At 63.2% G+C, this 22,120-nt stretch carries 22 protein-coding genes and 1 other RNA gene; 8 read left to right on the top strand and 15 right to left on the bottom strand.

All coding sequences use genetic code 11. The annotated features are described in order from the left end of the window. Window positions 1-93 precede the first annotated feature (93 nt). On the top strand, window positions 94-1,779 hold the full coding sequence (locus NGJ21_RS21090) for a GspE/PulE family protein (RefSeq protein ID WP_251962610.1): 1,686 nt from the start codon (window positions 94-96) through the stop codon (window positions 1,777-1,779). An 89-nt stretch (window positions 1,780-1,868) separates the two neighbouring features. Further along, window positions 1,869-2,183, top strand: coding sequence for a DUF2388 domain-containing protein (locus NGJ21_RS21085; protein ID WP_046788205.1), 315 nt, complete (start codon window positions 1,869-1,871; stop codon window positions 2,181-2,183). A 35-nt stretch (window positions 2,184-2,218) separates the two neighbouring features. Here NGJ21_RS21085 and gcvP read toward each other — a convergent pair whose 3' ends face one another. The 10 genes from gcvP to NGJ21_RS21035 all read right to left on the bottom strand — a co-directional run bounded on the left by gcvP (window position 2,219) and on the right by NGJ21_RS21035 (window position 14,544). Next, window positions 2,219-5,092 (bottom strand): aminomethyl-transferring glycine dehydrogenase, encoded by a 2,874-nt coding sequence (gene gcvP / locus NGJ21_RS21080; RefSeq protein WP_251962609.1) that lies wholly within the window; start codon window positions 5,090-5,092, stop codon window positions 2,219-2,221. Between the two features lie 131 nt (window positions 5,093-5,223). Then, entirely contained in the window at window positions 5,224-5,607 is a 384-nt protein-coding gene (gene gcvH, locus NGJ21_RS21075) for a glycine cleavage system protein GcvH (protein ID WP_046788203.1), read from the bottom strand. Between the two features lie 47 nt (window positions 5,608-5,654). Continuing rightward, window positions 5,655-6,737, bottom strand: coding sequence for a glycine cleavage system aminomethyltransferase GcvT (gene gcvT / locus NGJ21_RS21070; protein WP_046788202.1), 1,083 nt, complete (start codon window positions 6,735-6,737; stop codon window positions 5,655-5,657). Between the two features lie 123 nt (window positions 6,738-6,860). Then, a complete protein-coding gene (locus NGJ21_RS21065; RefSeq protein ID WP_119687951.1) occupies window positions 6,861-8,483 on the bottom strand; it encodes an ABC transporter permease in 1,623 nt (540 codons plus the stop codon). 90 nt (window positions 8,484-8,573) lie between these two features. Further along, a complete protein-coding gene (locus NGJ21_RS21060; RefSeq protein ID WP_119687952.1) occupies window positions 8,574-9,575 on the bottom strand; it encodes an extracellular solute-binding protein in 1,002 nt (333 codons plus the stop codon). Window positions 9,576-9,730: 155 nt separating this feature from the next. Continuing rightward, complete coding sequence (locus NGJ21_RS21055) at window positions 9,731-10,948, bottom strand: 2-octaprenyl-3-methyl-6-methoxy-1,4-benzoquinol hydroxylase (RefSeq protein ID WP_174142001.1); 1,218 nt, start codon at window positions 10,946-10,948, stop codon at window positions 9,731-9,733. Between the two features lie 9 nt (window positions 10,949-10,957). Beyond that, window positions 10,958-11,440 (bottom strand): DUF4442 domain-containing protein, encoded by a 483-nt coding sequence (locus tag NGJ21_RS21050; RefSeq protein ID WP_046788199.1) that lies wholly within the window; start codon window positions 11,438-11,440, stop codon window positions 10,958-10,960. Further along, complete coding sequence (gene ubiH, locus NGJ21_RS21045) at window positions 11,437-12,636, bottom strand: 2-octaprenyl-6-methoxyphenyl hydroxylase (protein ID WP_251962608.1); 1,200 nt, start codon at window positions 12,634-12,636, stop codon at window positions 11,437-11,439. Before ubiH ends, NGJ21_RS21050 begins: the two co-directional genes overlap by 4 nt. Next, window positions 12,633-13,967, bottom strand: a complete 1,335-nt coding sequence (gene pepP / locus NGJ21_RS21040; protein ID WP_115273145.1) for a Xaa-Pro aminopeptidase — start codon at window positions 13,965-13,967, stop codon at window positions 12,633-12,635. The genes ubiH and pepP overlap by 4 nt, the downstream gene beginning before the upstream one ends. A gap of 22 nt (window positions 13,968-13,989) precedes the next feature. Further along, a complete protein-coding gene (locus NGJ21_RS21035; protein WP_012316781.1) occupies window positions 13,990-14,544 on the bottom strand; it encodes a YecA/YgfB family protein in 555 nt (184 codons plus the stop codon). 182 nt (window positions 14,545-14,726) lie between these two features. Here NGJ21_RS21035 and NGJ21_RS21030 point away from each other — a divergent pair, with 182 nt between their 5' ends. The 4 genes from NGJ21_RS21030 (at window position 14,727) to NGJ21_RS21015 (ending at window position 16,103) form a co-directional block, all read left to right on the top strand. Continuing rightward, complete coding sequence (locus tag NGJ21_RS21030; RefSeq protein WP_039603542.1) at window positions 14,727-14,909, top strand: TIGR02449 family protein; 183 nt, start codon at window positions 14,727-14,729, stop codon at window positions 14,907-14,909. After that, window positions 14,906-15,226, top strand: a complete 321-nt coding sequence (locus NGJ21_RS21025; RefSeq protein ID WP_012316783.1) for a cell division protein ZapA — start codon at window positions 14,906-14,908, stop codon at window positions 15,224-15,226. Before NGJ21_RS21030 ends, NGJ21_RS21025 begins: the two co-directional genes overlap by 4 nt. Before the next feature lie 17 nt (window positions 15,227-15,243). Further along, window positions 15,244-15,423: non-coding RNA, 6S RNA (gene ssrS / locus NGJ21_RS21020), on the top strand. A gap of 71 nt (window positions 15,424-15,494) precedes the next feature. Next, entirely contained in the window at window positions 15,495-16,103 is a 609-nt protein-coding gene (locus NGJ21_RS21015) for a 5-formyltetrahydrofolate cyclo-ligase (protein WP_046788196.1), read from the top strand. Window positions 16,104-16,122: 19 nt separating this feature from the next. Here the strand turns inward: NGJ21_RS21015 and NGJ21_RS21010 are convergent, their stop codons facing one another. After that, window positions 16,123-16,272 carry a hypothetical protein gene (locus tag NGJ21_RS21010; protein WP_168216575.1) on the bottom strand — a complete coding sequence of 50 codons (150 nt, stop codon included), beginning with the start codon at window positions 16,270-16,272 and terminating at the stop codon, window positions 16,123-16,125. A gap of 178 nt (window positions 16,273-16,450) precedes the next feature. Between NGJ21_RS21010 and NGJ21_RS21005 the strand changes: the two genes are divergently transcribed. Further along, the gene (locus NGJ21_RS21005; protein WP_119687954.1) at window positions 16,451-16,903 is read left to right on the top strand and encodes an EVE domain-containing protein; all 453 of its coding nucleotides are present in this window, start codon (window positions 16,451-16,453) and stop codon (window positions 16,901-16,903) included. 209 nt (window positions 16,904-17,112) lie between these two features. On the opposite strand, the gene NGJ21_RS21000 is transcribed toward NGJ21_RS21005, so the two are convergent. Continuing rightward, window positions 17,113-17,517 carry a flagellar basal body-associated protein FliL gene (locus NGJ21_RS21000; RefSeq protein WP_046788194.1) on the bottom strand — a complete coding sequence of 135 codons (405 nt, stop codon included), beginning with the start codon at window positions 17,515-17,517 and terminating at the stop codon, window positions 17,113-17,115. 156 nt (window positions 17,518-17,673) lie between these two features. Between NGJ21_RS21000 and NGJ21_RS20995 the strand changes: the two genes are divergently transcribed. Beyond that, window positions 17,674-18,651: an NADPH:quinone oxidoreductase family protein gene (locus NGJ21_RS20995; protein ID WP_046788193.1), complete on the top strand. Its 978-nt coding sequence runs from the start codon at window positions 17,674-17,676 to the stop codon at window positions 18,649-18,651. A 70-nt stretch (window positions 18,652-18,721) separates the two neighbouring features. On the opposite strand, the gene NGJ21_RS20990 is transcribed toward NGJ21_RS20995, so the two are convergent. The 3 genes from NGJ21_RS20990 to ubiD form a co-directional block, all read right to left on the bottom strand. Beyond that, a complete protein-coding gene (locus tag NGJ21_RS20990) occupies window positions 18,722-19,372 on the bottom strand; it encodes a gamma-glutamylcyclotransferase (protein ID WP_046788192.1) in 651 nt (216 codons plus the stop codon). Between the two features lie 245 nt (window positions 19,373-19,617). Continuing rightward, window positions 19,618-20,586, bottom strand: coding sequence for a CDP-6-deoxy-delta-3,4-glucoseen reductase (locus tag NGJ21_RS20985; RefSeq protein ID WP_046788191.1), 969 nt, complete (start codon window positions 20,584-20,586; stop codon window positions 19,618-19,620). Next, window positions 20,586-22,052: a 4-hydroxy-3-polyprenylbenzoate decarboxylase gene (gene ubiD, locus NGJ21_RS20980; protein ID WP_046788190.1), complete on the bottom strand. Its 1,467-nt coding sequence runs from the start codon at window positions 22,050-22,052 to the stop codon at window positions 20,586-20,588. Before ubiD ends, NGJ21_RS20985 begins: the two co-directional genes overlap by 1 nt. Window positions 22,053-22,120: the final 68 nt, after the last annotated feature.

The raw sequence follows: 22,120 nt of genomic DNA, 5'->3' as shown, positions 1-22,120 counted from the left end.
GCCCGGCAAGATCCCGAAACCTTTCGCTTACGCTCGAACCAGCCCCACTGGCTAGCCTTCATGAGGAACTCATCACTTGGCACGGACGCCGCCATGCACAACCCCGACGATCGATCCCTCGACATCAAGCGCGTGCTGGACACGCTGCAAGCCGACCAGCGCCTGAGCGCCAACGACGCCAGGCAGGTACTCGAACACGCCACCTCACAGCCACCTCGCCATCCGCTCGAAACCATAGCGGCCCTGGGCCTCGAAGACCGCCAGCACCCCGGCCAGCGCCTGCATCTGGACTGCCTGTGCCAATGGCTCGCCAGAAAAGTCGGCCAGCCTTACCAGCGCATCGACCCACTGCAACTCGACCTGTCGCAGGTCAACGGGCTGATATCGCCAGCATTCGCCCATCGCCACGGCATACTCATCCTGGCCAGCGACAGCCTGGGCATCACCGTGGCCAGTGCGCAGCCTTACCAGTGTGACTGGCAAACCGATCTGGCCCGCAGCCTGGGCAGGCCGATCCGCCGTGTGCTCGCCAGCCCCCTGCAGTTGCGCCAGGTGGGCCAGTCGCTGTTTCGCCTCGCCCACTCGGTGCAAGGTGCCCAGCATCAGCAGTCAGCAAGCCTCGGTGAGCTCGAGCAATTGCTGGAGCAGGACAAGCGCCAGGGCAACGCCACGGCAGACGACGCGCATATCGTGCACATCGTCGACTGGCTGCTGCAGTACGCTGTCGAACAGCGCGCCAGTGACATCCATCTTGAGCCACGCCGCGAGCAGGGCCGGTTGCGCTATCGCATAGACGGCCTCCTGCATACGGTCTACGCCTTCCCGGCCAGCGTGACCCTGGCCGTCGTCAGCCGCCTGAAGCACTTGGGCCGCATGGATGTCGCGGAAAAACGCCGGCCGCAGGATGGCCGTGTGAAGAGCAGCCTGCCAGGTGGCCACGAGGTGGAATTGCGCCTGTCTACGCTGCCCACCCCCTTTGGCGAAAAGCTGGTACTGCGCTTGTTCGACCCACAACAGCTACAGGAAGACTTCGACCGCCTGGGCCTGGAAGGTGAACAACTGCAGCAGTGGCAGGCCCTGCTGCAGCGCCGTCATGGCATTCTTTTGGTCACCGGCCCTACCGGTTCAGGCAAGACCAGCACGCTGTACGCGAGCCTGAAGTGGCTGGCCACGCCCGAGGTCAACCTGTGCACCATCGAAGACCCGATCGAACGCCTGGAGCCGGCTTTCAATCAATTACAGGTGCAGCCGGCACTGGACCTCAGCTTCGCCAACGGCGTACGCGCGCTGCTGCGCCAAGACCCTGACATCATCATGATCGGCGAGATCCGCGATCGCGAGACGGCGCTGGTAGCCGTGCAAGCTGCCCTTACCGGGCACCTGGTGCTCTCGACCCTGCACACCAACGACAGCTGTGGCGCCATCACCCGCCTGCTGGAACTGGGCGTGCCCGATTACCTGATCAAGGCCTCCCTGAGCGGGGTGATGGCGCAGCGCCTGGTGCGCTTGCTGTGCCGTGACTGCCAGGGCTGCGCATCATCGGCCAGCGGCCAGCCTTGCCTGCTGTGCCGGGGCACCGGCTTTCATGGCCGAACGGGCGTGTTCGAGCTGCTGGTCCCAAGTGAAAGCCTGCGCGCCCGGATAGGCGCAGGGGCGGACCTTGCCAGCTTGCAGCGACAGGCATTGAGCGAAGGGTTGCTGGACCTGAAACGCTGCGGGGAGGCAAAGGTGGCCAGTGGGCTGACCTGCCAAGAGGAAGTGCTGCGGGTCTGCGCATAAGCAAAAAACCCTTGTTTTCTGGGAACTTACACCCCTCAGACTCAATCAAATCGGGCTCCATCAGCCCTCACCCTTCGAGGTGTTTCATCATGCGTCTCCCAACCGCCATCGCAGCCGCTGCCCTGCTTTCGCTGCCCATTGGCTCCGCCATGGCCGATACCTTCTGGCGCAACGTGATTTCTTCCGGCGCGACCACGGCATCGACTTACCTGACCTCCAGGGACCACAAGCTGGTCGTCGCGGCGCAGGATGACGCCGGCAGCTTCGTTGCCAGTGAAGGTGCTATTCGTGGGCCGTTCCTGGAGGCGGCAATGCGCCAGGTGCGGGCTGAGAACCCAGGCATGCAAGCCAGCGACATGGAACTGGCCAATGCCATCCTGGCCAGGAATGCGGTAGCCGAGTAAGCCCCCTGGGGCTGCTGTGCAGCCCCAACTTCAACTCAGCGATACGCCTCCACCGGTACGCACGCACAGAACAGGTTCCTGTCCCCATACACGTTGTCGACCCGGTTCACCGCCGGCCAGTACTTGTGCTGGCGCACGTGAGCGCTGGGGGCTACAGCCTGCTCAAGGCTGTAAGGCCGGCTCCACGGTGCCAGCACATCGGCCAGGGTATGTGGCGCATGTTTGAGCGGGTTGTCTTCCGCTGGCCAGTTACTCTGCTGCACCTCACCGATCTCCGCACGGATCGCCAGCATGGCCTCGACGAACCGGTCCAGCTCGGCTTTCGACTCGCTCTCTGTCGGTTCGACCATCAAGGTCCCGGGCACCGGGAATGACATGGTCGGGGCATGGAAGCCATAGTCCATCAGGCGCTTGGCCACATCCTCTTCAGTTATCCCGGTAATTGCCTTGAGCGGCCGCAGATCAAGAATGCACTCGTGCGCCACCCGCTGGTTTCGGCCTCTGTACAGCACCGGGAAAGCCCCACCAAGCTGGCTGGCCAGGTAGTTGGCCGACAGGATGGCCACTTCGCTCGCATCGGCCAGTTGCGGCCCCATCATGGCGATGTACATCCAGCTGATCGGCAGGATGCTCGCACTGCCCCAAGGCGCGGCGCTGACCGCGCTGTTGTTCGGGTCCAGGCCCGGCACCGGCACCACCGGATGACTGGCGACGAACGGCTTGAGGTGTGCACGGATGCCAATCGGCCCCATCCCGGGGCCGCCGCCACCGTGCGGGATGCAGAAGGTCTTGTGCAGGTTCATGTGCGAGACATCGGCGCCGATGTCAGCCGGCCGCGTGAGACCGACCTGGGCGTTGAGGTTGGCGCCGTCCATGTAGACCTGGCCACCGTGCTGGTGCACCACCTCACATATTTCCCGGATGCCCTCCTCATACACACCATGTGTCGACGGGTAGGTAACCATGAGGCAGGACAGCCGCTCGCCTGCAGCCTTGGCCTTGGCTTTGAGGTCGTCGAGGTCAACGTTGCCGTCGTCATCGCAGTCGACGATCACCACTTCCATGCCAGCCATCTGCGCTGAAGCAGGGTTGGTGCCGTGGGCCGACGAAGGGATCAGGCACAGCGTGCGCTGGGGCTGATGACGGCTGCGGTGGTAACGGGTGATTGCCATCAGCCCGGCGTATTCGCCCTGGGCACCCGAGTTGGGTTGCATGCAGATCGCATCAAAACCGGTAATAGCGCACAGCCAGCGCTCCAGCTCATCGATCATCGCTTTGTAGCCTGCGACCTGAGCATCGGGCGCAAAGGGATGAAGCAGAGCGAATCCGGGCCAGGTGATGGGGATCATTTCGCTGGTGGCGTTGAGCTTCATGGTGCAGGAACCCAGCGGGATCATCGATTGGTTCAGCGCCAGGTCCTTGTTTTCCAGCTGCTTGAGGTAGCGCAGCATCTGCGTTTCGCTGTGATGCAGGTTGAACACCGGGTGGGAGAGGAACGGCGTGCGCCGTTCCAGAGCGGCCGGAATACCCCCTGTCAGAACCTGCTGGTCAAGCGCGGTGACCTCAAGGCCATGATCCACGCCAAGAAAGATGTCGAACAGCCGAAGCACGGTTTCTTCGCTGCACGTTTCGTCCAGGCTCACACCCAGATGGCCGCGGCCCAGAATGCGCAAGTTGATGCACGCCGCTTGCGCACTTTCGATGATGGCCGCCTGGGCACCGCCGACATCCAGGGTAAGGGTGTCGAAGAAATGCTGGTTAAGGCGTTTGATGCCCTTGGCCTCAAGGCCCGCGGCGAGCACGACGGTCAGCCGGTGCACGCGCTGTGCAATGCGCTGCAAGCCTTCAGGGCCGTGGTACACCGCATAGAAGCCGGCGATGTTGGCCAGCAGTACCTGGGCGGTGCAGATGTTGGAGTTGGCTTTTTCGCGGCGGATGTGTTGCTCGCGGGTCTGCAGGGCCATTCGCAGTGCGGTGTTGCCACGGGCATCACGCGACACACCGATGATGCGCCCCGGCATCGCCCGCTTGTAGTCTTCGCGGCAGGCGAAATAGGCCGCATGCGGGCCGCCATAGCCCATCGGCACGCCAAAGCGCTGGGTCGAGCCAAGCACCACGTCTGCGCCAAGTTCGCCCGGCGGCGTGAGTAGCACCAGGCTCAACAGGTCTGCCGCCACGCATGCCAAGGCATGCTGGCCGTGCAACTGGTCAATCAGCGGGCGCAGGTCACGCACTTCCCCATGGGTATCCGGGTACTGCAGCAGAGCGCCGAATACTTGGTGCTGGCCAAGGTTATCCACAGCGTCGACGATCAGCTCGAAACCAAAACCTTCAGCCCGGGTTCGCAACACGGACAGTGTCTGCGGGTGACAGTGTTCATCGGCAAAGAAGGCATTGCTCTTGTTGCGCGCCACGCGTTTGGCCAAGGCCATGGCTTCGGCTGCGGCGGTGGCTTCATCGAGCAGTGAGGCATTGGCCAGGGCCAGGCCGCTCAGGTCGATGACCATTTGCTGAAAGTTGAGCAGCGCTTCCAGCCGGCCTTGGGCGATTTCTGGCTGGTAAGGCGTATAGGCGGTGTACCAGCCGGGGTTCTCCAGCACGTTGCGCAGGATGACGGTTGGCGTGACGGTGCCGTGGTAACCCATGCCGATCAGGCTGGTCCACACCTGGTTCTGCTCGGCATAACCGGCGAGCTTGGCCAAGGCAGCCTGTTCATCCAGGGCGGGGGGCAGGTCGAGGGCGCGGTTGAAGCGGATATCCGGCGGGACGGTCTGTTCGATCAGCTCGCTGCGGCTACTCAAGCCCAGGGCGTTGAGCATGGCCTGCTGCTCGGAGGCATCTGGCCCCAGGTGGCGACGCAGGAATGGGTTGAGCTCTTGCAGTTGATGCAGGGATGGCGACTGGGACATGACGACGCTCTCTTCCTAGACCAGGCCTCGTGGAGACTTATAAGTCTAGGAAGGATTGCCGATACTGCGGGAAAACTTGCTTCGCCAGTACCGGCCTCATCGCCGGCAAGCCGGCGATGAGGCCAGAAGGCTCACTCGCCGATAGCGGCTTTGTAACCGGCAGCGTCCAGCAGCTTGTCCAGTTCGGCCTTGTCGCTTGGCTTGAGCTTGAAGATCCAGGCGCCGTAAGGCTCTTCGTTGAGCAGCTCCGGGCTGTCGGCCAGGTCTTCGTTGACCGCGATCACTTCGCCACCCACCGGGGCATAGATATCCGAAGCGGCCTTGACCGACTCGACCACGCCAGCAGCATCGCCAGCAGCGAATACTTTGCCAACCTCTGCCAGTTCCACGAACACCACATCACCCAGGGCCTCTTGAGCGTGGTCGCTGATGCCCACGGTCACAGTACCGTCGGCTTCCAGGCGCGCCCACTCGTGGCTTTCGGCAAAACGCAGATCGGCGGGGATATTGCTCATGTCTTGTATTCCTCGATTGGGTCAGCGGTCGGCCCGCCGTTGATTGTTCAGATCAGAATCTTGCCGTGACGCACGAAGGTCGGTTTGACCACCCGCACCGGGTACCACTTGCCGCGAATCTCGACCTCGGCACGATCGCCGGTGGCCATGGGCACGCGCGCCAGGGCAATGGATTTGCTCAGCGTAGGAGAGAAACTACCACTGGTGATCTCCCCTTCGCCAATGCCGGCAACGCGAACCACCTGATGGGCGCGCAAAACACCGCGTTCCTCCAGCACCAGGCCGACCAGCTTGTCCTGCACGCCGCGCTCGATTTCCGCCAGCAGGCCAGCGCGGCCGATGAAATCACGCTCGGCCGGCTCCCAGGCGATGCTCCAGCCCAGGTTGGAGGTAAGCGGGGTGTGGTCTTCGTCGATATCCTGGCCGTACAGGTTCATGCCGGCCTCCAGGCGCAAGGTGTCGCGGGCGCCAAGGCCACTGGGGGCGATGCCAGCGCCGACCAGGTCGTTGAAAAAGGCCACGGCCTCATGGCCCGGCAGGATGATTTCCAACCCGTCCTCACCGGTGTAACCGGTGCGGGCAATGAACCAGTCGCCCTCGCCAAGCCCTTCGAACGGGCGCAGCTCACGGATAAGCGCAGCGCGCGAAGCGCTGAGCAAGGCTGCGACTTTCTCGCGGGCCTGGGGGCCCTGGATGGCGAGAATGGCCAGGTCGGGGCGCACCTTGAAACCGACCGAGAAGCCGGTACTGTGGGCCTCCAGCCACGCCAGTACATTGGCGCGGGTAGCGGCATTGGTGATCAGCCGGTAGCCATTTTCCGTGCGGTAGACGATCAGGTCATCGATAATTGCGCCCTGTTCGTTGAGCAACGGGCTGTACAGCGCCTTGCCGACACCCCCAAGGCGGGCAACGTCGTTGGCCAGCAAGCGCTGCAGCCAGACGGTGGCATCGGTGCCATCGATGTCGATCACGGTCATGTGGGAAACATCGAACACCCCACAGTCACTGCGCACCTGATGGTGCTCTTCAACTTGCGAGCCGTAGTGCAGCGGCATGTCCCAGCCACCGAAATCGACTGTCTTGGCGCCTAGCGCCAGGTGCAAGTCGTACAAAAGCGTGCGCTGTCCCATGGGTTTCTCCTTCCGGGCGTGGCGAAGCGGCGGCGGTCGATGACGTTTGGTTGTCAGCTCTTCTTGTAGGACCCGTCGCGCGAATGCCGCGCATTGTAGCCGCAAGGGCGCGGGCTGGCACCCTCAGTGACTGTGACCGGGGCGCCTGGCTGAACGACGAATCAGGCCGATGACCGGCAGCAGGCCAACCAGCACCAAGGTCAAGGCGGGCAGTGAGGCACGCGCCCACTCGCCTTCACTGGTCATCTCGAACACCCGTACGGCGAGGGTATCCCAGCCGAAGGGCCGCATCAGCAAGGTCGCGGGCATTTCCTTGAGCACATCGACGAAGACCAGCAGTGCGGCGCTGAGGGCACCAGGGACCAGCAGCGGCATATACACTTTGAAAAACAATCTCGCCCCTCCGACACCCAGGCTCCGTGAAACCTCGGGCAACGACGGGCGGATGCGCTCCAGGCTGCCTTCCAGTGGCCCATAGGCCACGGCGATGAAACGTACCAGATAGGCCACCAGCAATGCCGCGAGGCTGCCCAGCAGCAATGGCTTGCCTGCCCCACCCAGCCAGCTCGACAGAGGGATCACCAGGTGGTTGTCCAGGTAGCTGAAGGCCAGCATGATCGACACCGCCAGCACCGAGCCGGGCAAGGCGTAGCCTAGGTTGGCCAGGCCAACCCCGGCACGGATGCCGCCGGTCGGCGCCTGACGCCGGGCAAATGCCAGCAGCAGTGCGACGCTCACCGTGATCAAGGCTGCCAGGGCGCCCAGGTACAAGGTGTGCAGCACCAGGCCAACATAGCGCTCGTCCAGGTCATGCCGCCCCCGGTGCCAGAACCATACCAGCAACTGCAGCAGCGGGATGACGAAGGCACAGGCAAATACCAGCAGGCACCAGCCACTGGCCAGCAGTGCCTTCAGACCGCGCAGGTGATAGAGGGCCTGACCCCGCGGGCGTTCGTTTGAGCTGCGCGAGGCGCCACGGGCGCGGCGTTCTCCGTACAGCACCAGCATTACCGCCAGCAATAGCAGGCTGGCCAGCTGAGCCGCGCTGGACAGGCTGAAGAAGCCGTACCAGGTCTTGTAAATGGCGGTGGTGAACGTGTCGAAATTGAACACAGCCACCGCACCGAAATCTGCCAAGGTCTCCATCAGGGCCAGCGCTATGCCTGCGCCGATGGCCGGCCGCGCCATGGGCAGGGCAACCCGCCAGAAAGCTTGCAGCGGCGAAAGGCCCAACACCCGCGCCGCTTCCATCAGCCCCTTGCCCTGAGCCAGGAATGCCGTGCGCGCGAGCAGGTAGACATAGGGGTAGAACACCAGCACCAGCACCACAATCACCCCGCCGGTGGAGCGCACCCGCGGCAGGCGCATGGGCCCGAACACTTCACGCAAGGCGCTTTGCACCGGGCCGGCGAAATCCAGCAGGCCGACGAAGACGAACGCCAGGACATAGGCGGGGATGGCAAACGGCAGCATCAGTGCCCAGTCCAGCCAGCGCCTGCCGGGGAACTCGCAAAGGCTGGTGAGCCAGGCCAGGCTCACGCCGAGCACGGTGACGCCTACGCCTACACCCGCCACCAAGGTGAATGTGTTGCCGAGCAGGCGGCTCATCTGGGTGTCGAGCAAGTGCGACCAGATCTGCACGTCGATCGACTGCCAGGACAGCAGCAGGACGCTCAAGGGCAAGAGCACGAGGGCGGCGGTCAGGATGACCGGGAGGTACCAGCGGCGTTGGGGAGCGTGGGGCAAGGCAACTGTCTCTGTGGCAGATGGCAACCGCTGAGCGGGCTTGCCACGCGAAGGGGCCCTTGTGGGCCCCTGCAGGATAAAGCCTGGGGCTTAGTTCCAGCCAGCCCGATCCATCAAGCGAATGGCCTCGGCCTGGCGTTTGCCTGCCACCTCGACCGGGATGCTGTCAGCCTTGAAGCTGCCCCATGCCGCGACCTCGTCCGATGGCTTGACCTTCGGGTTGGCCGGGAACTCCTGGTTGATGTCGGCGAACAGCTTCTGCGCCTGCTCACCGGTCATCCACTCCACCAGCTTCTTGGCCGCCTCCGGATGCGGTGCGTGCTTGGTCAGGCCGATGCCGGACAGGTTGACGTGCACGCCTCGGTCGCCCTGGTTAGGCCAGAAGATCTTCACCGGCAAGTTCGGGTTCTGCTTGTGCAGGCGGCCGAAGTAGTAAGTGTTCACCACCCCCACATCGCACTGGCCGGCCTCGATGGCCTGGATTACCGAGTTGTCATCGGAGAACACGTCGGTAGACAGGTTGTTGACCCAGCCTTTGACGATCTGTTCGGTCTTGGCCTCGCCATGGTTCTCGATCAGCGTGGCGGTCAGCGACTGGTTGTAGACCTTCTTTGCCGTGCGCAGGCACAGACGCCCTTCCCACTGCTTGTCGGCCAGTGCCTCGTAGGTGCTCAGCTCTGCGGGTTTGACCCGCTCGGTGGAGTAGATGATGGTCCGCGCGCGCAGGCTCAGGCCAGTCCAGTCATGGGACGAGGCGCGGTATTGAGCGGGGATGTTCTGGTCGATGATGGCCGACTTGATAGGCTGCAGGATGCCCATCTGCTCGGCCTGCCACAGGTTACCGGCATCGACGGTCAGCAGCAGGTCGGCCACCCCGTTCTCGCCCTCGGCCTTGATGCGCTGCATCAGCGGGGCTTCCTTGTCGGTGATGAACTTGATCTTGACGCCGGTCTCGGCGGTGTAGGCGTCGAACACCGGCTTGATCAGCTCGTCGATGCGCGAGGAGTACACCACTACTTCGTCCGCCGCCTGGGCGGTGCCACCGAACAGCGTCAGGGCCAGGGCGGCCAGTAGGGGCTTGCGTGGCAACATGGGATGCACTCCTCGAATCGTATGAGAGGCGCAAATGGTAGTGAATCCCATTTTCCGGCTCACCTACCCAGCCGTTACCAGATGTTGCAAGAGCACGCGAACGCCTGCGGGAGCGGCCTCGTGTCGCGAAAGGGCCGCAAAGCGGCCCAACAATCTCAAGGTCTGGCCAGCTCCGGCAAGTCCCCGGAAAGCCCCAACGCCTGGCGCACGAACAGCGCCTTGGCCTCCGGCATCTGCTGCACCAGCTTCAGACCGCTGTTACGCAACCAGCGCAACGGCAGCGGGTTGGCCTGGAACAGCCGCTCGAAGCCCTCCATCGCCGCCATCAATGCCAGGTTGTGTGGCATGCGTCGGCGCTCATAACGGCTGAGCACTTTCACATCCGCCAGCCGTTCACCCCGCTCGCAGGCGTTCACCAACACCTCAGCCAGCACCGCTGCATCGAGAAAGCCCAGGTTCACGCCCTGCCCCGCCAACGGATGAATGGTGTGCGCGGCATCGCCGATCAATGCCAGCCCCTCGTCCACGTACCGCTTGGCGTGGCGCTGGCGCAACGGCACGCAAACCCGAGGGTCGGCGTGCAGCACTTGGCCCAGGCGCCCCTCGAATCCACGCTCCAGGGCCTTGAGGAAAGCTTGATCATCCAGCGCCATGAGCTGCTCGGCCTGCTCGGGCGTGGTCGACCACACGATCGAGCACCAGCCCTGCTGGCCGTCTCGCGACAAGGGCAGGAAGGCCAGCGGCCCTTCGTCGGTGAAGCGCTGCCAGGCGGTAGCCTGGTGTGCAGCACTGCAGCGCACGCTGGTGACGATAGCGTGGTGCAGGTAATCCCACTCACGGGTCTGGCAGCCGGCCAGGCGCCGCACCGCCGAATTGGCACCGTCGGCAGCCACCACCAGCGGTGCCCGCAGGCGGCGGCCATCGGCCAGGGTCAGCAGCCACTCATCGCCAGAGCGGCGCATCTGCTCCAGGCGGGCGTTGGGCAGCAGGCCGATATCGCTGTCATGCAGGCGCTCCAGCAGGCCATCCTGCACTACCCGGTTTTCGACGATATGGCCAAGCACCTGCGCGTGCACGCTGGCGGCGGAAAAGTGAATCTGCCCAGTGCCGCTGCCGTCCCAGACATGCATGTCCGAGTAGGGCGAAACACGCCGTTTGGCGATTTCTTCCCAGGCACCCAAACGCTCGAGGATGCGCTGGCTGGCCGCCGAGAGGGCGCTGACCCGCGCCTCGAACGGCGCATCGCCGTCAAACGGCTTCACCGTCAGCGAACCACCGTCGAGCAGGAGTATCTCCAGGCCACTGTGGCGCAACGCCAAGGCCAAGGCGCTGCCGACCATACCGGCACCGACAATCAACAGATCTGCGCGCATTTCCATGCCTTACGCCTGCCTCGCTTGCGGCTTGAGCCGCACGTATAGGGTTTTATCGACCCGCGCCACCAGCTCGCCGGCACCGTCGCGGACATCGACCTGCAAACGTGGCAGGTATTTCTTGCCGCTGGCGGTCTGCTGGCGGATCTCGTCCAGCAGTGCGTCTTCGATGTGGAAATCGGCATACACCGGGCCTTTGCCCGGTGCGATGAAGTCAATGCTGGCTGCCTTGTCCCAGACGATGTACTCACGGCCCAGCAGTTCGATCAGCAATAGCATGTAGAACGGATCGACCATCGAATACAGGCTACCGCCAAACTGGGTACCGACGTAGTTGCGGTTCCAGCGGTTCAGCTTCATGCGCACCCTGACACTGCGCATGTCTGGGCTGATGTGCTGAATGCGAATGCCAGCGCCCAGGTACGGTGGGTAAAGGTTCAGCAGCCAGCGCAACATGCGCGCCCGGCGCGCCAGCTTGCGCGGGTTGCTCATGCCTGCCCCCGCGGATCAGGGCGGGTGCCCAGGCCCATGGCCTGGCGGGCGAACCAGCTTTTGGCCGGCGGCAGCAAGTCGAGCCCAAGCAAGCCGATGTTGCGCCCGGCGGCCAGCAACGGCTGATTACTGCCGAACAGGCGGGTAACCTGGTCGGAGAAACCGATGGTCATGGCCTGGTCGAGTTGCTGGCGTTGATGGTACGCCTGCAGGGTCGCCAGATCGCCTGGCTGCTGCGGGCCGGCCAGCAGCGCATCGGCCAGCGACTGCACATCGCGCAGCGACAGGTTGAAACCCTGCCCGGCAATGGGGTGCAGGCTGTGCGCGGCATTGCCCAGTACCACCAGATGCGGGCGCACCTGCTCTTGGGCTTCGACCAGTGCCAGCGGGTAAAGATGCCGTGCGCCGACCTGGCGCAGGGCGCCGAGGCGATAGCCGAATACATCCTGCAGCTCGCGCAGGAAGCTGCGTTCGTCGATCTCGGCCAAGCGCTTGGCGTCCATACCCTGACGGGTCCAGACCAACGCACAGCGGTTCTCGGGCAGCGGCAGCAATGCCATGGGGCCTTGCTCGGTAAAGCGCTCGAAGGCTTGCCCGCGATGGGACTCGCCCGGGGTAATGTTGGCGATCAGGGCGCTCTGCTCGTAGGGCGTGCGGCGCACATGGATGCCCAGTTGCTCGCGCAACCCGGAGCGGCCACCGTCGGCCAGCACTGCCAGGTCGCACTCAAGGGCGGTGTCATCGTCCAGCTGCAAGCGATAACCACCGGCGACGGCCTGCATCGCCTTCACTTCGGCCGGGCAGCGCCAGCTCACCACCTCGCTGTCCAGCCCTTGCCAAAGGCACTGACCAAGCCAGGCGTTCTCGACCACGTAGCCCAACGCTGGCACGCCCTCCTCCTGCGCATCGAGGCGGGTGGAGCCAAAGCGCCCACGGTCCGAGACCTGGATCTGCCGGATCGGCTCGGCACGGGGGCTGATGGCCTGCCACACGCCCAGGTGCTGGTAGATCTGCCGGGTACCGAACGAAAGCGCTGAGGAGCGCGCATCATAGCTGGGCTGGAAGCTGTCGCCCGGGGCGAATGGCTCGATCAGCAGGATCTTCCAGCCACGCGCCTTGGCCCCAGCCTGCAGGGCCAGCGCAAGGCTGGCACCGACCAGGCCGCCACCAATGATCGCTAGGTTGACTCGGTTCATGCCGCGTCCTTACGTGCCGCCTGCATCAGCGCCTCGATCTCGGCGACCGTCCTGGGCACGCCCGAAGTCAGAATTTCACAGCCTTGCCTGGTCACCACCACGTCGTCCTCGATCCTTACGCCGATGCCGCGCCATTTCTTCGCGACCTGCTGATTGTCGGCGGCAATGTAGATACCCGGTTCGACGGTCAGCGCCATGCCAGGCTCCAGCACCCGCCACTGGCCGCCGACCTTGTATTCGCCCACATCGTGCACGTCCATGCCCAGCCAGTGCCCGGCACGGTGCATGTAGAAGGCCCGATACGCTTCACTTTCGATCAGCGCCTGCACCTTGCCCTTGAGCAGGCCCAGCTCCACCAGGCCCTCGGTGATCACCCGCACGGTCGCTTCATGGGCGTGGTTCCAGTGCTTGCCTGGGGCAATCTCGGCGAAAGCGGCGGCCTGGGCCTTGAGCACCAGTTCATAGACGGCCTTTTGCTCAGGCGAAAACCGCCCGCTGACCGGGAAGGTGCGGGTGATGTCGCTGGCATAGCAATCGATTTCGCAACCGGCGTCGATCAGCACCAGGTCACCGTCCTTGAGCGCGGCATTGTTCTCCTGATAGTGCAGGATACAGCCATTGCGGCCGGCAGCGACGATCGACCCGTAGGCTGGCATTCTTGCCCCGCCTTTACGGAACTCGTAGTCCAGCTCGGCTTCCAGGCTGTACTCGTGCAGCCCTGCCCGGCAGGCCTGCATGGCCCGCACATGGGCACGCGCGGAAATTTCTGCAGCGGCGCGCATCACTTTCACTTCCGCCGCCGATTTATACAGACGCATGTCGTGCAGCAGATGATCCAGGGCAACGAACTCGTTCGGTGGCTGGGCGCCAAGGCGCGCCTTGGAGCGGATCACGTTGATCCAGTCCATCAGCCGACGGTCGAACTCGGGGTTGCTGCCCATGGCGCTGTAGACCCGTTCGCGACCTTCGATGAGGCCCGGCAGGATCTCGTCGATGTCGGTGATCGGGAAGGCATCGTCCGCGCCAAAGTCGCGGATGGCACCTTCCTGGCCGGCACGCAGGCCGTCCCACAGCTCGCGCTCAGGGTTACGCTCGCGGCAGAACAGCACGTACTCGCCATGCTCGCGCCCCGGGATCAGCGCGATCACCGCCTCCGGCTCCGGGAAGCCGCTCAGGTACTGGAAATCGCTGTCCTGGCGGTAGACGTGCTCGACATCGCGGTTGCGAATGGCGACTGCGGCAGCCGGCAGGATGGCAATGCTGTTGGGGACCATCTGCGCCATCAGCGCCTTGCGCCGACGGGCATATTCGGCCTTGGGTATGTGGCTCATGGGCAGGACTACCCCCGGTTGATCAGTGCAGCGAAGGTTTTGGCGCAGGCGCGGCCGGCGCGGCCAGCTCTGTGTACAGCAGCAGCGGCGCAACGCGCAGATACTCCATGACTTCCATGTAATCGCTTTCGCCGTCCTCGGATTCTTCCAGCGCTTCCTGGACCTGGGAAATGGCAACCAGGTCCTGGAGCACTTCCTTGGCATCGGTTGACAGGTCCTTGCCGCCAGCGTTGAGCCCGAAGCCGGCGATGAAGCCCTGGCACCACTGGCCCAGCGCCGTGGCACGCTCGGTCAGCGGGGTTTCGTCGCTTGGCAGCAGCAGAACGATCGCAATGTCCTCGCCGGTCAGCTCGGCCTTGACCATCTCTTGCAGGCCGATCAGTGCAGCGCGCACATTGTCTTCAGGTTCGTTTTCCAGCACCCCGGCAGCGTCGGCCAGCCAGGCATCGGCCTCGAAGCCGGCACCGGCGCAACTGCGGCCGATCAGCAGGCCGTGCAGCTCGGCGGGGGAAACAGGGTGGCCGTTGCTCGAGAGCAGTGCGGCGAATGCGGTGTAGGGCGATTGGGTATTAGGCATGGGCGGCTAGGCGCCAGACGGCGCATTTGACTAGAATGAAGGCCTTGTATCCTAGCACCGGCAGGCGCGCCAAGACCATCGGCACTGGCCGTCACCGCTCAGGGAGAGGCATCATCGACGGGTGATTCAATGACGGAGCGAATCGAGTGCAACCCACGCAAGAGAACGACCTGCAAGCATTGATGAGCCGGTTCGAGTCGCTGATCGAGCGCGTCGAGCAACTTAAACGGCAAAATGCACTCCTAGTAGCTCAGGAAAAATCCTGGCGCGAAGAGCGCGCCCACCTCATCGAAAAGAACGAGATCGCCAAGCGCAAGGTCGAGTCGATGATCTTACGCCTCAAGGCCCTGGAGCATGACTCATGAGTTCAAGCAATAGCGTCACCGTGCAGATCCTGGACAAGGAATACTCGATCATCTGCCCGCCGGAAGAACGCAACAACCTGGTCAGCGCCGCACGCTACCTGGACGGCAAGATGCGCGAGATCCGCAGCAGCGGCAAGGTGATCGGTGCTGATCGGATCGCGGTCATGGCCGCATTGAACATCACCCACGAGATGCTCCACCGCCAGGAAGACCGCACCGACGCCCCCGCTGGCAGTGCCACCCGCGAACAGGTCCGCGACCTGCTCGATCGCGTCGACAAGGCTTTGTCCGACGACACGGATACCAAAATCGGCTGAGGTTGGTATACTGGCGCCACTCCCTGGGGGATGCGCCAGTCGGTTATGTCCCTGAGCCGATACGCACAACCACGGGGGTTGCACGCTGGGGCCGGTGTGCATGTCCGCCCGACGGAAAGCCTTAACGCCCCCTGCAATCTCCACCTTGAACTTTCGGGTTCAAGGGCTACACCGATAGCGGTCTTATCGGGGAGCCTGATTTCGACTGCCCGCCCACCCCGGCGGGCAGTTCTCGCTTTTAGCTTCGACACCTGGGAACGCCCGTGCCATGACCGACACCGCGCCGCTAACCCGCCCCCAGCTTCGTCGCCTGCTTCGCAATGCCCGCCGCGCACTCACGCCAGCCCAGCAACGCCAAGCCTCCCTTGGGCTGTATCGGCAGCTGGCGCAAAACCCGCTGTTCCGCCGCGCACGGCACATTGCCCTGTACCTGCCCAACGACGGTGAAATCGACCCGCAGTTGCTACTGCGCGAGGCGCAACGCCGTGGCAAACGTACCTACCTGCCGGTACTGCACGCATGGCCGCGTACGCGCATGGTGTTCCAGCGGTTCGAGCAAGGGGAAAAGCTCAAGCGCAACCGTTTCCGTATTCCAGAGCCACTGACTGACCGCAAGCGCCAGCGCCCGATCTGGTCGCTGGACCTGATTCTGCTGCCACTGGTGGGCTTCGATGAAGCCGGCGGGCGGCTAGGCATGGGCGGTGGTTTCTATGATCGCAGCCTGGCCTACCAGGCGCGACGCAAAACATGGAAAAAACCCCTGCTGCTGGGGCTGGCCCATGAATGCCAGAAGGTCGAACGACTGGCGCAGGCCAGTTGGGATGTACCACTGCAGGGCACGGTCTCGGACCGTGACTGGTACCTGGCGCCTAAATAACAGGCGCCAGCGGGGAAGATCAGCGCTGCTGCTGACCGGCTTCGACCGGTGCCTGGTACGCGGTATCGAGCTTGCGCTCCCAGATACCCTGAGCATAACCGGTGGTAACCACACCCAGACCAAAGATGAAGACCAGGACCCAGAGCAGGTCCGGTTTGCGTTGATTCATCGAAGAATGCCCCCCTAGGCATACGTTCTGGCTCGGCGACCTTCTTGGTGCCGCCGGAGCATATAGCGTTAAAATCGGCGCATTTTCCGACAACCTGCGTCGACACGCAAACGTTGACGCCAACCGGCTGTCGGTTTCGTGCAACAGGTTATTTCAAACCTTTTCAGGAGCAGTATCCATGGCCTACTGGCTGATGAAATCCGAGCCCGATGAGCTTTCGATCGAAGGCCTGGGCCGCCTGGGTGAGGCCCGCTGGGATGGCGTGCGCAACTATCAGGCGCGCAATTTTCTGCGCGCCATGAACGTAGGCGATGAGTTTTTCTTCTACCACTCCAGTTGCCCTCAACCGGGCATTGCCGGGATCGCCCGGATCACTGCAGCGGCCTACCCGGACCCAACTGCGCTGGACCCTCAGAGCCATTACTACGACGCCAAAGCCACTGCCGAGAAGAACCCCTGGAGCGCGGTAGATGTGGCGCACGTGAAGACGTTCAGGCAGGTGCTGGGGCTGGGCTTGCTCAAGCAACAAAGCGCGCTGGAGGAGTTGCCGCTGGTGCAAAAAGGCACTCGGCTGTCGGTGATGCCGGTGACCGAAGAGCAGTGGGCGGCGATTGTAGCGCTCACTCAGTGAATTGCTGATAGTCACTCGATTGGCCCAGAAAGACAAAGGGCGCCTTTCGGCGCCCTACTCACAGACAGGATGGTTTGTCATCGCCTGACACCTGCCCGGCTCTGTGATTGCTGGATTGACCAGGATCCGCAGAGTCTCTCAAGCCCCTTTTTGGAACTTGCTTAGTATGGTGTATCCCGTGCCACACTGACAACTGACTGCAAGGGCGATCACTGCACAATCAGGTTATTGAACAGCAGATCCTCGACAATCGGCTTGCCTTCTTCTGCTTCCATCACCTGCTGTACCTGCTTGAGCGCCTCTTGGCGCAGTTTTTCCTTGGCGTCGACGTTGCTCAAGTTATCCACACCTTGTTGGGTGAACAGCGCCACCAGCTGGTTGCGAATCAGCGGCTCGTGGTGCTTGACCGCCTTGGCTGCCTCATCGCCAGTCACACGCAGGGCCACATCAGCTTTGAATACGCGCAACCTGGGGCCGCCGTCGAGGGCGTAGTTGCCTACAAAGGGCGGGCTCAGGCTGATATAGGAGACCTTGGGGGCTCCTTCCTTGGCTTCTTCGGCCAGGGCCGCCGCTGGCAGCATCAGGGCCAGCACCATCAAGATCCACGCTTTCACGAATTCACTCCTCAAAACAATTGGCGCCAGCTTACCCAGCATGCGGCCCAAACCCAAGCCCGGGCTTATGCAGCCCCATCAGGGCGGGCCATGCTCGTTGACCCGGCAGGCCGCCCTCCTACACTTATCGGCCACTACCCGCAAAGGAATAGCCCGATGAAAGCTGTGTTGTGTAAAACCTTGGGGCCGGCACGCAACCTGGTTCTGGAAGAGGTGGCCAGCCCGGTACCGAAGAAAAACGAGATTCTGCTCGAGGTGCATGCGGCTGGGGTCAACTTCCCAGATACCCTGATCATCGAAGGCAAATACCAGTTCCAGCCACCGCTACCGTTCTCTCCCGGTGGCGAGGCGGCGGGTGTCGTTGCCGCTGTCGGCGAGCGCGCCGGTGCCTTCCAGGTCGGAGACCGGGTGATGGCCCTCACCGGATGGGGGGCGTTCGCCGAACAGGTGGCCGTGCCGTTCTACAACGTGCTGCCCATCCCCGAAAGCATGGACTTCACCACCGCTGCTGCCTTTGGCATGACCTATGGCACCTCGATGCATGCGCTCAAGCAGCGCGGCCAGTTGCAGCCAGGGGAAACCTTGCTGGTGCTGGGTGCGTCCGGTGGCGTCGGCCTGGCGGCCGTGGAGATCGGCAAAGCCATGGGCGCCAAGGTGATCGCAGCCGCCAGCAGCGCAGAGAAACTGGCCGTGGCCAAGGCTGCAGGGGCGGACGAGTTGATCGACTACAGCCAGGCCAGCCTCAAGGAGGAAATCAAGCGCCTGACCGGCGGCCAAGGGGTAGATGTGATCTACGACCCGGTCGGCGGTGAACTGTTCGACCAGGCCGTGCGCGGGCTGGCGTGGAACGGGCGGCTGCTGGTGGTCGGCTTTGCCAGCGGGACGATTCCACAGATGGCGGCGAACCTGGTACTGCTCAAGGGCGCAGCGGTACTGGGGGTATTCTGGGGGGCATTTGCCCAGCGTCAGCCGCAGGACAATGCGGCCAACTTCAACCAGCTGTTTGCCTGGCATGCCGAGGGCAAGCTGAAGCCGCTGGTATCGAAGACTTACCCACTGGCCGAGGCGGGCGCGGCGATCGAGCAGTTGGGCCAAAGGAAAGCGGTGGGTAAGCTGGTGCTGCTGGCCAGCTAATCATTGAAAGATACGCTGACCCTGCAGAGCTCTTCGCCGATAAACGCGCGAAGAGCCCTGCACAGCCCAATCAGACCTCCCGCAGGTTGTGGCAGCGCCTGAACCGCGCTTCGAGGTTGCGGTCAGGCATCTGGTGGCTGCGCAATGCGTTCAGCGTCTGCTCGACATACTCACGCGTCGTGCCGTAGCGCCCTTTGGCACTGGCAAGAATCTGGCTAAGCAGCGTATCAGGCAGATTGCCGGCGTAGCACGGCAGGTGCCGCTCAAGTACAAAGCCCAAGGCCTGCACCTTGCTGCCATCACCCAGCCGGCAGCTGAGCCAGTGCGGCCGGTACGCCGGGTACGGCATCTCTCTTTGCCACAAGGCCATCAGCGAGTCGTCGAGGTTGCTTTCATCGAGGCGGTAGGCAAAACCGCTGCACGAACCGCCGCGGTCGAGGCCGAATACCAGGCCTGGCGTTTCCGGCGTACCACGATGCTCGTGCGACCACAGGTAAAGGCCACGGTGATAGCCATGCACGCGTGCACGCTGGCGCTCTACCGAACTGCACTCCGGGCGCCATATCAACGAACCATAGGCGAACAACCAGACCGGGCCACCGTCATGGCGCGACATGGTCGTATGCATCGAGTTGATCAATTGCTCGCGGGTCAGTTGCTGGCCGAAGTCGAGTGCCGGAGGATAAGCGCTTTTCCAGGATAAACTTTCAAGTGCCGACATAAGCTGCCGCCATTATTCCCTGTGAACTACTGATATAGCGAAAGGCCCTGCAGGGCGGGGCTTGCGCCAGCGCCTTGGGAGCCTGCAACCACCTTAGGATAGAACCGCGCCAACACTCAAGCCCTGAAGCCTAAGTTTCACGCGAACTTCCGACGGTTGGAGAGCATTGTTCCAAGTATAGTGAAAGTTATTAGTCAAGGCGGTAAGAATTACCGCCTTATACCCACTACCTGAAACTTCGGTTATTAACCACGCGGTGCGTAGGCAAACACATCCGCACGCATGCGGTGCGCATCCATACCGGCCTCGACCAGGGCATCGAGCGTGGCATAAACCATGTTTGGTGAACCACTGGCATAAACATGAACTGTATTGAGGTCTTGCACGTCCTCGCACACAGCCTCGTGCAACATGCCGCAACGGCCTTCCCAGCCACACAGGTCGCTCACCACCTTGTGCAGGAACAGGTTGGGCAGACGCTCCCATTCGTCCCAGTGCTCGATGGCGTAGAAGTCTTCAGGGCGTCGCACGCCCCAGTAGAGGTGCACCGGGTGCTTGAAGCCCTGAGCGCGGCAATGCTCGACCAGGCTGTGCATCTGCCCCATGCCGGTTCCCGCAGCGATGAGCACCAGTGGTCCATCGGGCAGCTCGGCCAGGTGGGTGTCACCGAATGGCATTTCGATGCGGGCGATAGGGTCACGCTGCAGTTGCGCCAAAAGCTGACGGGCGCTGTCTTCGCGGACCAGCACGTGAAGCTCAAGGTCGCGCCCACTGTGGGGGGCAGACGCCAGGGAGAAGGCCGCCGGCTTGCCGCCCTCGCGCTCGATCATCAGATACTGCCCGGCGTGATAGCGCAGTGGCTTGCCAGCCGGCGCGCGCAAGCGCACGCGCCAGACATCGCCACCCACCTCTACGCATTCAATGACGCTGCATGCCAGCTTGCGCACTGGCAGCTCGCCCAGGGCCAGCACACCATCCCAGAGCAGCACGCAGTCCTCCAGCGGTTCGGCGATGCACGTGAACAGCTCACCATGGTCGCGCACCTCACCGTTCTGGCGAACGCGACCTTCGACCAACAATGCGGCGCACACATGGCAATTGCCATTGCGACAGCTGTTCGGGCAGTCATAGCCCAGCCGCCGCGCTCCATCCAGGATCCGTTCCCCGGGTTCGAGCGCCAGCACCGCCCCGGACGGCTGCAACGTTACCTGCATCAATCTATTCCCAACTGGTCCCACAACTCATCGATGCGGCGGGTGACGGCCTCGTCCTTGACGATGACCCGGCCCCATTCGCGTGTAGTCTCGCCCGGCCACTTGTGGGTGGCATCCAGGCCCATCTTCGACCCCAGGCCCGATACCGGCGACGCAAAGTCCAGGTAATCGATCGGCGTGTTGTCGATCATCACCGTATCACGCTTGGGGTCCATGCGCGTGGTGATGGCCCAGATCACGTCATTCCAGTCACGGGCGTTGATGTCGTCGTCGGTTACGATAACGAACTTGGTGTACATGAACTGTCTCAGGAACGACCACACACCCAGCATCACGCGCTTGGCGTGGCCCGGGTACTGCTTCTTCATCGTCACCACCGCCATCCGGTACGAGCACCCTTCCGGCGGCAGGTAGAAGTCGACGATCTCCGGGAACTGCTTTTGCAGGATCGGCACGAACACTTCATTGAGCGCCACGCCGAGGATGGCCGGCTCATCTGGCGGCCGGCCGGTATAGGTGCTGTGGTAGATCGGTTTTTGCCGGTGGGTGATGCGCTCGACGGTGAACACCGGGAAGCTGTCCACTTCGTTGTAGTAGCCGGTGTGGTCACCATAGGGGCCTTCCGGAGCCATCTCCCCCGGGTGGATCACACCTTCAAGGATGATCTCGGCGGTAGCCGGCACCTGCAGGTTGCTGCCTCGGCATTTGACCAACTCGGTGCGGTTGCCACGCAAAAGGCCGGCGAAGGCATATTCGGACAGGGTATCGGGCACCGGCGTGACGGCGCCGAGGATGGTTGCCGGGTCGGCACCCAGGGCAACGGCGACAGGGAACGGTTGGCCGGGGTTCTTCTCACACCATTCGCGATAATCCAGGGCACCGCCGCGGTGGCTCAACCAGCGCATGATGACTTTGTTGCGGCCGATGACCTGCTGGCGATAAATGCCCAGGTTCTGGCGGTCCTTGTTCGGGCCGCGGGTCACGGTAAGGCCCCAGGTGATCAGCGGCGCCACGTCGCCCGGCCAGCAGTGCTGGATCGGCAGCTGGCCAAGGTCGACATCATCACCCTCGACCACCACCTCCTGGCAAACAGCATCCTTGACCACCTTCGGCGCCATGGACACGACCTTCTTGAAGATCGGCAGTTTCGACCAGGCATCCTTGAGGCCTTTCGGCGGCTCCGGCTCCTTGAGGAAGGCCAGCAGCTTGCCGATCTCGCGCAGCTCCTCGACCGACTCGGCGCCCATGCCCATGGCCACCCGCTGCGGGGTGCCGAACAGGTTGCCGAGCACCGGAATGTCGAAGCCTGTGGGCTTTTCGAACAACAACGCCGGGCCCTTTGCACGCAGGGTGCGGTCACACACCTCGGTCATTTCCAGGACGGGGGAGATCGGGACCTGGATGCGCTTGAGTTCACCGCGCTGTTCCAGGCCACGAATGAAGTCGCGCAAGTCGCGATACTGCATGCATGAGCCTCGTGTTGGCCGTATCGGTCGGGGTGCAGAGTGTAGCGCCGTTCAGCGCTCAATGGCCA

Source organism: Pseudomonas sp. Marseille-Q5299 (assembly GCF_943737035.1).
Taxonomy (GTDB): domain Bacteria; phylum Pseudomonadota; class Gammaproteobacteria; order Pseudomonadales; family Pseudomonadaceae; genus Aquipseudomonas; species Aquipseudomonas putida_E.
The sequence above is the reverse complement of the archived record's forward strand: the minus strand, read 5'-3'. Positions and strand labels throughout refer to the sequence as shown.